General features: G+C 64.8%; 13 protein-coding genes. 5 read left to right on the forward strand and 8 right to left on the reverse strand.

Annotated features, from left to right (window positions below):
- Positions 1–944 (forward strand): phage portal protein (locus RT655_RS11980; RefSeq protein WP_313536958.1); only part of this gene is annotated, 944 nt, incomplete at its 5' end.
- A 147-nt stretch (positions 945–1,091) separates the two neighbouring features.
- Positions 1,092–1,895: a DNA adenine methylase gene (locus RT655_RS11985; protein ID WP_313536959.1), complete on the forward strand. Its 804-nt coding sequence runs from the start codon at positions 1,092–1,094 to the stop codon at positions 1,893–1,895.
- A 60-nt stretch (positions 1,896–1,955) separates the two neighbouring features.
- Here the strand turns inward: RT655_RS11985 and RT655_RS11990 are convergent, their stop codons facing one another.
- Positions 1,956–2,258: a hypothetical protein gene (locus RT655_RS11990; protein ID WP_313536960.1), complete on the reverse strand. Its 303-nt coding sequence runs from the start codon at positions 2,256–2,258 to the stop codon at positions 1,956–1,958.
- Between the two features lie 58 nt (positions 2,259–2,316).
- On the opposite strand from RT655_RS11990, the gene RT655_RS11995 reads away from it, so the two are divergent.
- Positions 2,317–2,556, forward strand: coding sequence for a hypothetical protein (locus RT655_RS11995; RefSeq protein WP_313536962.1), 240 nt, complete (start codon positions 2,317–2,319; stop codon positions 2,554–2,556).
- 602 nt (positions 2,557–3,158) lie between these two features.
- On the opposite strand, the gene RT655_RS12000 is transcribed toward RT655_RS11995, so the two are convergent.
- From RT655_RS12000 to RT655_RS12020, 5 genes are all read right to left on the reverse strand, one after another.
- Positions 3,159–4,082, reverse strand: a complete 924-nt coding sequence (locus RT655_RS12000) for a hypothetical protein (protein WP_313536964.1) — start codon at positions 4,080–4,082, stop codon at positions 3,159–3,161.
- A gap of 346 nt (positions 4,083–4,428) precedes the next feature.
- Positions 4,429–5,775 carry an ATP-binding protein gene (locus tag RT655_RS12005; RefSeq protein ID WP_313536966.1) on the reverse strand — a complete coding sequence of 449 codons (1,347 nt, stop codon included), beginning with the start codon at positions 5,773–5,775 and terminating at the stop codon, positions 4,429–4,431.
- Positions 5,776–5,778: 3 nt separating this feature from the next.
- Complete coding sequence (locus RT655_RS12010) at positions 5,779–6,486, reverse strand: response regulator transcription factor (RefSeq protein WP_313536968.1); 708 nt, start codon at positions 6,484–6,486, stop codon at positions 5,779–5,781.
- Positions 6,487–6,563: 77 nt separating this feature from the next.
- A complete protein-coding gene (locus tag RT655_RS12015; RefSeq protein ID WP_313536970.1) occupies positions 6,564–7,115 on the reverse strand; it encodes a DUF4142 domain-containing protein in 552 nt (183 codons plus the stop codon).
- Positions 7,116–7,210: 95 nt separating this feature from the next.
- Complete coding sequence (locus RT655_RS12020; protein WP_313536972.1) at positions 7,211–8,656, reverse strand: S41 family peptidase; 1,446 nt, start codon at positions 8,654–8,656, stop codon at positions 7,211–7,213.
- 358 nt (positions 8,657–9,014) lie between these two features.
- On the opposite strand from RT655_RS12020, the gene RT655_RS12025 reads away from it, so the two are divergent.
- A complete protein-coding gene (locus tag RT655_RS12025) occupies positions 9,015–10,658 on the forward strand; it encodes an FAD/NAD(P)-binding protein (protein WP_313536974.1) in 1,644 nt (547 codons plus the stop codon).
- Positions 10,659–10,684: 26 nt separating this feature from the next.
- The gene (locus RT655_RS12030; protein ID WP_313536976.1) at positions 10,685–11,185 is read left to right on the forward strand and encodes a DUF1543 domain-containing protein; all 501 of its coding nucleotides are present in this window, start codon (positions 10,685–10,687) and stop codon (positions 11,183–11,185) included.
- Positions 11,186–11,201: 16 nt separating this feature from the next.
- Here the strand turns inward: RT655_RS12030 and RT655_RS12035 are convergent, their stop codons facing one another.
- Positions 11,202–11,441 carry a hypothetical protein gene (locus RT655_RS12035; protein WP_313536978.1) on the reverse strand — a complete coding sequence of 80 codons (240 nt, stop codon included), beginning with the start codon at positions 11,439–11,441 and terminating at the stop codon, positions 11,202–11,204.
- A gap of 169 nt (positions 11,442–11,610) precedes the next feature.
- Entirely contained in the window at positions 11,611–12,309 is a 699-nt protein-coding gene (locus RT655_RS12040) for a glutathione S-transferase (RefSeq protein WP_313536980.1), read from the reverse strand.
- Between the last annotated feature and the right edge of the window lie 19 nt (positions 12,310–12,328).

Consider the following 12,328-nt stretch of genomic DNA (forward strand, 5'->3'; position numbering starts at 1 on the left):
CGGAGCCGGTGCTCAACCGGCGCGAGCTGCTCGACATGGCCGAGTGCTGGCACAATGGCCGCTGGTACGAACCGCCGGTGTCGCTCGACGGCCTGGCGCGCGCGTTCCGCGTCTCGCCGCACCACAGCAGCGCCATCATGCTCAAGCGCAACCTGCTGGTCGCGTCCTTCCAGGCATCGCCGCTGCTCGGCACTGCGGCCTTCGAGGCGCTAGCGCAGGATTTTCTCGTCTTCGGCAACGGCTATCTGGAGGAGCGGCGGAACATCCTGGGCGGCGTGCTGCGCTATGAGCACGCCATCGCCAAATACACCCGGCGCGGGGTGGAGGCGGGGCGCTTCTTCTACGTCCCCGGCGACCGCGACGAGGTGGAGTTCGCCCCCGGCAGCGTGCAGCAGGTCTGCCAGCCCGACGTGAACCAGGAGATCTACGGCGTGCCCGAATATCTGAGCGCGCTGCAGTCGGCGCTGCTCAACGAGGCGGCGACGCTGTTCCGCCGCCGCTATTACCTGAACGGCAGCCACGCGGGCTATATCCTCTACGCCACCGGCGAGATCGACGAGAAGGACACCACCGCGCTCAAGACGGCGCTCAAGGCGTCGCGGGGGCCGGGCAACTTCCGCAACCTGTTCGTACACGCGCCCAACGCGAAGGAGGGAAGCCTCAAGATCCTGCCGATCGCGGAGGTGGGCGCGAAGGACGAGTTTCTCGGCATCAAGAACGCGACGCGCGACGACGTGCTCGCCGCGCACCGCGTGCCGCCGCAGCTGCTCGGCATCGTGCCGGCGCAGGGCTCCAGCGGCTTTGGCAACCCGCTCCAGGCGGTCGATATGTTCTTCGAGCTGGAGATCGCGCCCCTGCAGGTGCGGCTGCTGCAGTTCAACGAGCTTGTCGGCCGCGAGGTGATCCGGTTCCGCGAGCGCAAACCGATGGCGAGCGCAGCCTAAATCGTTTCGCCTCCTCCTCTGGCTGTTTCCTACAGATTGGGCGCCGTGCCACCGTGGCTCCCCCAGATCCCGTCGGCCCGGTCGTGGCCGGCGGACCCCCGCCGTCGATAGGCGGCTTCAACCCCAGAAGAGGCAGAGCCTTCCACCATGCTGAGTGCCGTTACCCCCGTGTCCCCCGCCGCCGGCTATATCGGCGGCAAGCGCAATCTCGCCGGCCGTATCGTCCGCATCATCGAGCAGGTCGACCACCAGCTCTATGCCGAACCCTTCGTCGGCATGGGCGGCATCTTCCTACGCCGGCGGCAGCGGCCCAGAGCCGAGGTGATCAACGACGTCAGCGGTGATGTCGCGACCTTCTTCCGCGTGCTGCAGGAGCACTATCCCTATCTGCTCGACATGCTTCGCTTCCGCGTTGCAAGCCGCGCCGAATTCGAACGGCTCCGCGCGCTGCCCGGCGAGCGCCTCACCGACCTGCAGCGGGCGGCGCGTTTCCTGTACCTGCAGCGGCTCGCCTTCGGCGGGAAGGTGAACGGCCGCGCGTTCGGCGTCGATGCCGCCGCCGGGGCCCGGTTCAACGTCACCAAACTCGAGCCGCTGCTCGCGGACCTTCACGATCGCCTTGCGGGCGTTGTGATCGAGCAACTCACCTATTCCGCGTTCATCGCTCGCTACGATCGCGACGGTGCGCTGTTCTATTTGGATCCGCCCTATTGGGGATGCGAGACGGACTATGGTCAGGACGTCTTCGGCCGCGACGATTTCGAGCGGCTCGCGGCCCAGCTCGCCGGCCTCAAGGGCAAGTTCCTGCTATCGCTGAATGACACGCCTGGCGTGCGTGAGGTGTTCGGCGCCTTCGCCATGGCTGAGGTCGAGACCACCTATACCTTTGCGCAGAAGAAGGCGAAGAAGGCGGGAGAGCTGCTGATCAGCAACTTCACGCTGCCCAGCTGATTGCCGGGCTTGCGCCGATCTACACCAAGCCCGGATGCCCCTGCATCCGGGCTTTTTTTGTCAGCTGCGAAGACCGCGGATCAGTCTTTCCCATTGCTCCTCTGTGTTCGGGAAGCGGTTGGGGGCAGTGGGATCTTGCGCGGACGGCCGAACCTTTGCGGTGGCGGGGCGGCCTCCGCACCGCAGGCAGTACAGATGGTCGCGCAGCATATGCAGCGACGTCGACCAGCGATGGCACCGATACCAGCGTTCCAAGCGGCGCGCGTCGATGACGGACGTGTGCCCGCATCCGCATTGCACCAGGGCGTTGAAGCCTCGGCGGGTGATGTCGCTGAGCGTCTCATAGCGGTGGTTCGCGCTCATCGAAGGGTGTCAGCTGGGGCGGGTTGCGAATGGAACATAACTAGAACACTATTAGGCGATGCAATCTCGAGTCGACAACCCGCATGATCATTCAACCGGCAGCTCGTCGCGGTGCCGGATCTGCACTGCGAACGATCGCGAGGCGCTAATCGAAGAGCTTGCTCAAGCCCTGTGGGATAGCCGGCGCGGCGGCACGCTGGACGATGTGCCGCTAGACCAAGCAGGCCCGCACTGGCAGCGCATCTTCCACGAGTTCGCGACCAGTGCGATCGAGCTGCTCCACCCCGACCGAGGCTAGGGGCCGGGGGCTGTCCGGATCAAGGCCAGGGAGGGCCGGCCGCCCCGACCGAGGCCAAGGGGGCGGGGGCCGCCCCCCTCCGCGTTGCCGCCTCGAAAAGAGCGCTTTTCCCCCCGCCTCGCCCGCCCCCTTTTCGTGTCCCTTTTGATGCACTGAGCAGCCCCTGAAAGCCGCCCTGAGGGAGATAGGGCGTTATCGTGATGCGATTTGATGCACCTCCGGCGGGTGCAAGTGGCCATCCACCGGGTCTGGGAAATCGCTCAGCATTCGCCAGCGGAGGGGTATAGCTCGCGGGAAAAGTGTGACCGAGCAAACCGACCCCGCCCGGCTCGTCCTAACGCATTGTTTATGCTGCGATTCATCGGTCACAGTGACAGCCTGACCAGAGCAAACCGAACACCCCCTCTCGGGATTACCTCACTGTAAACAAAGGAAATTATTTTGAAAGCAAATCACTGTTTATGGCCGTGATCCGGTTTGGTCTCGGTTTGCTTTTTGGTTTGGTCCTAAGTCGTTGAAATCGCAGGGCGGTCATCCCGGTCACACTTTTCCCGCGTGCTACTCCCAAGCTGGCCTATGTCGGGAAGCGGCACTAAGCCGCATTAAAATAGAGGTACCGCCTTATACGTGCTGCTGGGGTACGGATGACAGTAGAGTTCCCGTCCCAGCCAGCGAGGCGCTTGGACAAGGTCAAAAAATCGGTCAACATCATCGAAGTGACGGATCGCCGTAGCCCCGTAGCTCGCGCCAATCATTATGAAGACCGCCGCAACAGCGTGCAGAGAAGCTGAGATAGTGGCTCGCTCCATATTGGCTTCGCGATCGTGCTTCGATGCGTTGTAATCAGCATACCACTCTAATGACTTAGATGCCGCAGCGGAGTTCCAACGTGCAAAAGGGGATGCAGGCGTAAGCCAAGGCCACCGCTGAAAACGAACGGCGTACTCATCAAGTCGCATTGGCCGGAGCAACTTCACGAAGTCGTTTGTGGAGGCTCTTTCCGTAACCGGATAGCCGTTGGCCGTGAGTGTGCCCCGCCAAAGGGTCTCGCATTCGGTGCAGGCAAGCATGAGAAGGTTACGGATTTCGGCGCCAAAACAGCGCAAATTTGCTTCCACGGGATGAATTACGGCAAATATTCCATCGAGCATGTGGAGAAGGGTGCGCAGCTGGTTGAGAGCGCTGACAAGTGGCTGGTCAATTTGCAGCGCGAGCGGGAAGGTGCCCCAGCCGATTGCGTCCGGTTGGACAGACGGACGCGCGATCCGGGGATGGTAGCAACCAGGCGGAAGCTGCAAGCGGCAGACTATGAACGATTGGCCAGCCGTCATGGGATGGCGTTCGATTGCGAGCCTGAATGTCTCCAGATCGGTCGCCTCAAGGAAAAGGTAGCGCTCGCTGCCCGCGAGGCCTACTCTCGCCGCGCGGGTGCCATCAAAGTGCCAAAGGCTCGGCGAATCGCCGTGGAACACCGCGAGATAATCGCCGGCTTCAATTTGCTCCTCTGCGATATCATCCGGTGACACAGGTCGCTTCTTAGGACGACGACTTTCAACTCTTATAGTCATCGTGAAAGAATACGTTGCTCCTCTTGATAGTGCAACGCGAGGTAAGGGGCCGCAAGGCGAGACGGAGTCTGCGGGCTATGCGCAGCAGCCAAGTGGTTACCGCAAACGAAAATCACGGCGCCGTCCTGGTATCGCGTTGGTATCGCAATTGCCCCCTGTTCTACCACTGTTCCTCAAAAAAATCGAGTTTCATCGGCGGAAAACCGAGAGTCTAAGCAGCGCAGAATGCAATCGCACTGCAGAGGTCAGGGGTTCGATTCCCCTCAGCTCCACCAGCCGCCCTTTTTTCCCGAACCTTTGAAGATCAGCCGACCAGCGCAAGTCGCAGCGCGACGCGCAGGCCGGGCTCGGCATCTTCCAGCGCCAGCGTGCCGTGATGCAGCCGCGCCACCGCGAGCGCGAGCGGCAGGCCGAGCCCGTGCCCGTGCAAGTGGCGGCTGGCGTCCAGGCGTCCGAAGCGGCGCAGGGCCCGGTCGCGTTCCGCAGGCGGAATACCCGGGCCGTCGTCCGAGACGCAGAGCAGCGCCGTGTCGCCGTCGCGGCGTGCGTCCAGCCGGATCGTCGTTCCGGGCGGCGTGTGACTCACGGCATTCTCGATCAGGTTGACGATCAACTGTGTAAGGAGGCGCGGGTCGCCTTCCACCGGTACGGCCGCCGCCGGCACAGGTGCAACGAAATACCGGCCGTTCTCGGTCACCAGCAGCGTGAGCCCTTCGCCGACGTCCGCCGCCAGGGCTGCCAGATCCAGCGGCGCGAATCCGGCGCGGCGATCGCCGGCTTCGATTTCGGTGATGCGCAGGATCGCGGCGAAGATCGCGAGGATCTCCTCGCTTTCGGCAACCGCCCCGGCGAGTTCCTCACGCACCGCCGCCGCCTCGGGGAGATCGGCAAGCGCTGCCAGCCGGCCGTGCAGACGCGCCAGCGGCGTGCGCAGATCATGCGCGATGTCATTGGAGATGCTGCGCATGCCGGTCATCAGTTCGCCGATGCGATCGAGCATGCGGTTGAAGGTGATCGCCAGACCGCCGAACACGCTGCCGGGATGTTCCACCGGCACACGCGCGCGCATGTCGCCGTCGATGATCGCTTCCGCCGTGCCGCCGATCGCGGCAATGTTGATGCGGATCGCGCGGATCAGCGCGAAGGTACCGATCAGCAGGAGCGCCATCACTGCGCCGAAGCCGATCGCGAGGATGCGGACGCGACGATGATCGTGCTGGTCGATCGGTTCGCTTTCCGCGACCAGCGCCAGCGTCTCACCGCCCGGCAGCCGTCGCACCCACGCGCGGCCGCGGCTGAGGCCGGGGATCGCGGCATCGCGTTTCACGGTGTAGACGCCGATTGGCAGCGGATGCGCCGGGGCAATGTTGCCGGCGATCACCCGCCCCTGGGGGTCGCGCAGCAGGAAGCCGATGTCCGCGCTCTCGCGCTCGCTGCTTTCGCGGGCGATGCGAGGGACGATCGCGCGTACGCCGCCGCCGCCCTCCAGCAGTTCGCGCGCTTCGGCCTGCAGCCGCAGGTCGACCTGATGATCGATCGCATCAAGCAGCGCCAGATACACGCCTACCCCGGCTAGCGCCGTTGCCGCCGAGAGCGCCAGTGCGAATGCGATCGCGATCCGGCCGAGCGAACGGAGGCGCCGTCGCGCCATTGCTCAGGCGCGAAACATATAGCCGACTCCGCGCACCGTCGCGATCGGATCGGGCAGGCCCGGCATCTCCAGCCGCTGGCGCAGCTTGAGGATATGGACATCGACGATGTTGGTGGCCGGCACGAAATCATAGCCCCAGACCCGCTCGATCAGCATCTTGCGCGACAGCACGCTGCCGGCCTCGCGGACCAGTTCGGCGAGCAGCTTGAGCTCGGTCTTCTGCAGTTCGATCGACTTGCCGGCGCGGGTGACGCGGTGACGGAGCACGCTTACCGTCACGTCGCCGGCGGTCAGCGTCGCCGTGTCCGCCCCCGGCGTGCTGCGACGGCGAAGCACTGCGCGAATGCGGGCGTTGAGCTCGTCGATCTCGAACGGCTTGACGATATAGTCGTCAGCGCCAGCCTCGAGGCCCTCTACGCGTTCCTGGGTGAGCCCGAGCGCAGTGAGCAGGATGACCGGCGTCTCGATGCCCTCGGCGCGGATGCGGCGGAGCACCTCCACCCCCTCGATCGCGGGCAGCAGGCGATCGAGCAAGATCGCGTCGAACTGCGCGCGGCCCAGCGTCGCGATCGCGGCACGGCCATCGGCAACCGCCTCGACCGCGTAGCCCAGCAAGCCCAATTGCCGGACGAGCAATGCGCCGAGCTGGGGATCATCCTCGACGACAAGGATGCGAAGGGCGGCGGGCGACGGATCGGAGGGGGACTGCATGATCGGCATCCTTAGGGCGGACGCCTGTTCCTAACCTTACAGACCGGGGAGGTCGACCCGCCGCGCGTGCAGGTGGCTCAGGCCTTGGGCAGTTGGGCGAGCAAGTCGATGTGGCGCTGGACGATCGGCACCGCGGCAGCGGCAGCCTTTCGCAGCGCGGCATTGTCGCCGTTTTCGGCATAGTCTGCGTGGAGCGCGAGCGCTTCCTGGTGCGCCATGCGCTGCTGGCGAAGATAGGCCGCGTCGAACGGCGCGCCGGAGAGACCGCGAAGCTCGTCGATCATCTTCTGCTGGCGCGGCGCAAGCGCGGGCGGCGGCGGAGTCATGCCGGCGGCGCGGGCGGCACCGGTCAGCGCCTGCGTGGTCTGGGTGTGGTGCTCGATCATCATCTGGCCGAACTGGCGGACCGCGCCGGTCGCGCCCTTTTGCTGGGCGAGCCGCGAGGATTCGATCTCGTACAGGTCGCCGGCGCCTGCCATGCGCGCATAGCCCATCGCGTCGCGCGGCATCGTCATCTGCGCCGGGGGCATCGGTTCGGTCTGCGGTGCCAAGTTGCGGGGCGCCTCGGCCGCGGCGGCAGCCGTCATCGCCAGCGATGCGACCGCGCCACACCAGAAAATGGTCTTCATTTTTCCCTCCTGAATGTGGCCGGTGAACTAGCCAGACCCAGGATGGTTGCGAATTGGCGTGCGTTTACTTGATGTTACTTTGCCGCGACAAGGGTTTAGAACATTCCCGGCACCTCGCGCTGCGCCGTGCTCGGGCGCTCGGGCGAAAGCAGTTCGTTGTGGGCGGAAGCGACGCGCGCCAAGGCGAAGCCGCCGATCGCGCTACAGCTGCGCCCGGCAACGAAATCCAGCGCAGCTTTCACCGAGGCCTCGCGCACGTCGCCAAGGGGCTGCGAGAGGTCGTCGCCGGCGGCGCAGCTTGCCTCGACATTGCTGGCGAGGCCGTTGAAGTAGCTGCCCTGGCGATTGGCGTTCTGTGTGGCAAAGGCGATCACGCGGAGCCGATCGTCGCACTCGGTCTTGTCGATTGCGACCTGACCGACCGGCTTGCCATAGGTGTTGGTGCCGATCAGCCCAAGATTGGCGTGAAAATAGGGGATCATGCCGTTGATCACCAGCTCGCTTGCCGAGGCGGTGCTGCGCGTGCCGATGAAGGCTATGCGCGTGGGGGCGATCGATTCGGGCTGCGGCCCGAAATAACGGGTGCTATCGTTCGCCGACTTTTCCGGTCGGAAGCTGGTATAGCTGAACACGTCGGTGGTGGCGCGTGCACCGCCGAGCAGGTCGCCGAACAGTTGCGCGATCGAGACCAGTCCGCCGCCATTGTAGCGCAGGTCGACGATCACGCTATCGATGCCCTGCGCCTTGAAATTGGCAAAGGCACTGCGCAGCGCCGGATCGGCGGTATCGATGAAGGTCCGCAGATTGACATAGCCGACGCGGCCGCCGCCGTTCGGATCGGTGAGGATACGGGCGCCATAGCGGCTCGATACCGGGGTGAGGGTGAAATCCGACTTCGCGAGCGTGACGGTGCGGATATTGCCGTTCGGATCGCGGACGCGCAGCACGCGGGTGGTGCCGTTGGTGTCCGGGCCGAGCGCGGATTGGACCCCCGCCGAGCCCTGCGTGCTGAACAGGGTGCTCACATCGCGTAGGTCGCTGCTGCTGGTGCCGATGGCAAGGATCTGGGTGCCGCGGTCGATCCCGGCCTGCAGCGCGTTGCCGCCCTCGAAGCTTTCGGCGACCGTGAGCGTGCTGCTGCCGTCGCTGGTCAGGCGAAAGCCGAAGCCGGCGCTGGAGCCGCTGGTATAATAGGCGGTCTCCTGGGCGATCGAGGTGAGGTAGGTAAAGTAGCGGTCGCGGCCCTGCCCCCGCGCGGTGGCAGTGAGCGCGTCGAGATACGTATCGGCAGTGCCATAGCCGGCCGGATCGAGGTTCGACGGCAGCGTTTCGGGGAAAAGATACCATTCGCGCATCGTCGCGAGGATCCAATCCTGCCGGGCGCGCAACGTACAGGCGCCGGCGGTCGGGGTGGGTGTCGAAGCACCAGCGCCGGGCTGCACAACGGTGCCAGCCCCGTTACTGCTGCCCCCGCCGCCACCGCACCCGGCCAGCAGCGACGCCAGGATGACGGTCGAAACTCCCCCACGCACTCGCTGCATTGCTCTGACCCCCTCTTTGCAGCCAGCCTAACTATGCCAAGTTCCTGGCACAATGCGGAAACTTGCAGCCGGCTTTGGTGCCGCCTGCAGGGCAGGTATAGGCGCGGGTGCGTCGTGACGCCCGGGGGGCAATCCTGTGCGAGGGGAAGTCTTGCCCCGGCGATCGGGTACCAGATTTTGGCGAAGCGTCAGCAGCGGCTTCCGTCGTCTTGGATCAGGCAATGCTTGTGACCAAATGGCCGGCAAACCGATGCACCGTGCCAGCCGATCGGGATATTCTTGCTGGTGAGCGGATACGAAAAGCGCGCCCTGCACCAAAGGGCAGGGCACGAGACGCGTCGCCAAGCTTTCAGATGCGATGCGCGCATCCATTGCTTTTGTCGGTGCCGGACCAACCACGATCTACACATTGCACGCGATGCTCGCGGCGATGCGGGGGCAGGCGGACATCACGATCTACGAGGCGCAGGCCCGTGCTGGCCTCGGTACGCCCTATCGCCCCGATTGGAATGATCCGGCGATGCTTTCGAACATTGCCAGCGTGGAGATCCCGCCGATCCGCGAGACTCTTTGCGCTTGGCTCGAACGCCAGCCGCGCCCGACGCTCCTGCGGCTCGGCGTCAATCCCGATGCGATCGACGCGAACAGCTTTTATCCGCGCGTAGCGCTCGGGGCCTATTTTCAGGATCAATTCGAATGGCTGATTGCTGCGGCGCGGGGGCGGGGCATGACCGTGGATGTCGTGACCGGCGTTCGCGTCGAGGATGCCCGCGCGGAGGGGACTCGCATCTGTCTTTCGCTGTCCCCCAATAGGGGCGCGGCCTTCGAACGGTGCCATGACAACGTCGTATTGGCGACCGGCCACCAATGGCTCGAAGAACCGGAAGTGAAGCCCGGCTATTTCCTCAGCCCATGGCCGGCCACGGCGCTGCACCGCATCCCGCCCCTGTCGATCGGTATCCTCGGCAGTTCGCTGACGGCGATCGATGCGGCGGTCACGCTGGCAACCGAACATGGCACGTTCGTGGAAGCCGAAGGGGAGGCATTGCGCTATGAAGTCGATCCGCAGGCGGGGGGCTTCACCATCACCATGTTGTCGCGAAAGGGATTGCTGCCCGAAGCGGATTTCCACCATCCGCTTCCGTACGAGCCGCTCGCCCGCTGCACCCCGGACGCGGTGTCTGCCCTGATCGCGCAGGGCGGCGCAGACTTGCTGACACGCGCCTTTGCCCTGTTTCGTGACGAACTAACGGCTGTCGATTCCGACTATGCCCGCGCGATCGGCCTATCCGACGTCACGCTGGAGTCTTTTGCTGCCCGGTATTTCGCCGAACGCGTGGCGGCCGATCCGTTCGATTGGGCTGCTGAGAATCTGGCGCAAACTCGCAGAGACTTTGCAACAAGCCATACGGTCCCGTGGCGCTACGCGATCCTGCGGATGCATGAGGTGCTGGCGCTGATTGCCCCGCACCTCGACGAGACCGCACTGGAGGTCTTCAACACCACCTTGAAGCCCGTGTTCGTCGACGCGTACGCCACCGTGCCGCATCTTTCGATCGAACGCATGCTGGCGCTGCATCGGGCCGGACGGTTGGAGGTCGTCGCGCTCGGGGAAGGGAGCAAGATCGATACGAAATCGGAGCCTGGGGCGATCGTCACGATCGACGGGCAGTGTCGGCATTTCCCGGCCTTCATCGATGCGACGGGCCAGCGACCGCTCGGTGCCGACGAGTTCCCGTTCCCGACGCTTCTTGAGCAAGGCATAATTGAAGATGCGACGCAGGTCGATGGTGCCGGTATCAAGGGCGTCGTCGTCGATGCGCTGTTTCGACCTGTCAGTCCGCACCCCGTGCGGGAACAGCTTTTCTGTCTCAGCATACCGTTTCTGTTGCAGCGACATCCGTTTATCCAAGGTATCACCAGCTCGCACGATATGGGCATCATCGTGGGTACGGAATTGGCAGCGGTGGCGGACGCGGCATCGCTGGAGGCGGCGGCGTGACGGGTGCAATTTTGGGAGGCGCTGCGGTGAAGTTGTTCGCAATCTATATTGGTGGGGAGCATCCGTCCGCGCATATCGAGGTGCATGACGTTCGCTTCGTCGTCGCCAAGACGATCCAAGACACGGAGGATAGGCTGCGCGCCGATTGGTGGGGTACGCCCGGTACGCTCCACATCGACTGCTGGGCGGAGATCGACCGCGCCGATGGCCATCGCGTCTCGCTGCGCCAGGAGCCCTCAAATGCGCGCGAAAAGCTGTGGTTCGTCAACCTGGGCGGTTATGACGGCGTCGACTTCGCCGAGCAGCACAAGAATATGTTCGTCGTGGCCGGATCGCCCAAAGAAGCGAAGACGCGCGCCCTGGCCTCCGTCCACGGCTGGAAGGATGCGCACCGCGACGACCTCTACGACGCGGACGCCGTCTTCAATCTCGACGACCTGCTGGGGGACAGGCTGTACATCCATCTCACCCCCGATGGCGCTGCGACCACACCGCGCTTTACCTGTCGGTACACGCCGCTCAAGTAACGCCGGCGCTCCGTGGCTAAGAAGCCGGCTGCCCGATCTCGCCGGTGGGGAGGGTCGAGGCCAACCCCTGGTACCACGCGGCATAGGGCGTGTTGCGTGCGAGGTGGCGATTATAGTCCGGTGCGCCATCCGTCCACCATGGCAGGCCGCGCTCGCCAAGCTGCCGTTTCGCACGATCGACGACGGCGCGGGCTGCCGCTTCGGCCGCAACGTCCCCCTTGCGTCGCGCCGCCCCCACCGCGCGCCGTGCAGCCATCAGCGTGGCGACGAGGTCCGTCCGTTGCGACGGCGGCAATGCCGGATTGGCCCGGCGCCACAGCCGTCCGCGCACCACAAAGTATCGCCCGTCCGGGGTGACGGGGTATTGCCGTGCATCTGGACCGGCGGTGCTCATCCGCGCGGGCGGAATGCTGGGTGCGCCATGGTCAGCCAGCGACCTTGCGCAGCGATGTCTCGATGTCGCCGCCGCAATAGGCCTCGCCGAAATCGGCGGCGCTCTTTCGCTTCAGCGCGACGAGCGCCGGGGTTTGCTGAAGGCGACGCGACAGACCCCAAATCGCGGGTGCGCTGTGCTCGGCAAGATCGGCGATCTTGGGGAAATGGTCTGCCATGGTGGACCACAGGGTGGACGTGATGATGTCCGCGACGCCCGGCGCCCGCGTGCCGAGAAGGAAGCCGGCATCGGCGGACAGACCCTTGCGCTTGCCGAGGTCCTCGAAAATTTGCAGCCATTTCTGCAGCCGCGGTACGAAAGCGTCCCATTTTTCCTGCGTCCACATGTCGCGCCCGCCGTCCAGCGTGAGTTCGTCGATCACATCGTTGGCATCGTTGGCGACCTTGGCGGTGAGGGCCCGGCCTTCCGGCGAGTCGGGCAGCAGGTTCAGCCGTTCGCCCAGATACAGGGCGATTGCCGGCATCTGCGAAAGGGCGAAGTCGCGCTCCCGATCGACGAGAACGGGCGGCCCCATGAAGCCGATCGGCTGTTCCGCGGGGGCCTCGTCCATCAGCGCAGCGATATCGTCAGCGTCATGCTCGGCCCAGCGTGCATCGGCGAACGCCAGAATGGCGCGGAGGAACTGACCGCGAAAGGGTACCGGCCAGTAATAGAGGTCGAATGCACGCATGATGCTCTCCGGGAAGTCC

The sequence above is a fragment of the Sphingomonas sp. genome, assembly GCF_032114135.1.
Lineage (GTDB): Bacteria > Pseudomonadota > Alphaproteobacteria > Sphingomonadales > Sphingomonadaceae > Sphingomonas.

What these genes read in the sequence shown, in the direction of transcription:
- RT655_RS11985 (WP_313536959.1), top strand. Translation starts at nt 1,092, where the DNA reads ATGCTGAGTGCCGTTACCCCCGTGTCCCCCGCCGCCGGCTATATCGGC.
- RT655_RS11990 (WP_313536960.1), bottom strand. Translation starts at nt 2,258, where the DNA reads ATGAGCGCGAACCACCGCTATGAGACGCTCAGCGACATCACCCGCCGA.
- RT655_RS11995 (WP_313536962.1), top strand. Translation starts at nt 2,317, where the DNA reads ATGCAATCTCGAGTCGACAACCCGCATGATCATTCAACCGGCAGCTCG.
- RT655_RS12005 (WP_313536966.1), bottom strand. Translation starts at nt 5,775, where the DNA reads ATGGCGCGACGGCGCCTCCGTTCGCTCGGCCGGATCGCGATCGCATTC.
- RT655_RS12010 (WP_313536968.1), bottom strand. Translation starts at nt 6,486, where the DNA reads ATGCAGTCCCCCTCCGATCCGTCGCCCGCCGCCCTTCGCATCCTTGTC.
- RT655_RS12015 (WP_313536970.1), bottom strand. Translation starts at nt 7,115, where the DNA reads ATGAAGACCATTTTCTGGTGTGGCGCGGTCGCATCGCTGGCGATGACG.
- RT655_RS12020 (WP_313536972.1), bottom strand. Translation starts at nt 8,656, where the DNA reads ATGCAGCGAGTGCGTGGGGGAGTTTCGACCGTCATCCTGGCGTCGCTG.
- RT655_RS12025 (WP_313536974.1), top strand. Translation starts at nt 9,015, where the DNA reads ATGCGCGCATCCATTGCTTTTGTCGGTGCCGGACCAACCACGATCTAC.
- RT655_RS12035 (WP_313536978.1), bottom strand. Translation starts at nt 11,441, where the DNA reads ATGGCTGCACGGCGCGCGGTGGGGGCGGCGCGACGCAAGGGGGACGTT.
- RT655_RS12040 (WP_313536980.1), bottom strand. Translation starts at nt 12,309, where the DNA reads ATGCGTGCATTCGACCTCTATTACTGGCCGGTACCCTTTCGCGGTCAG.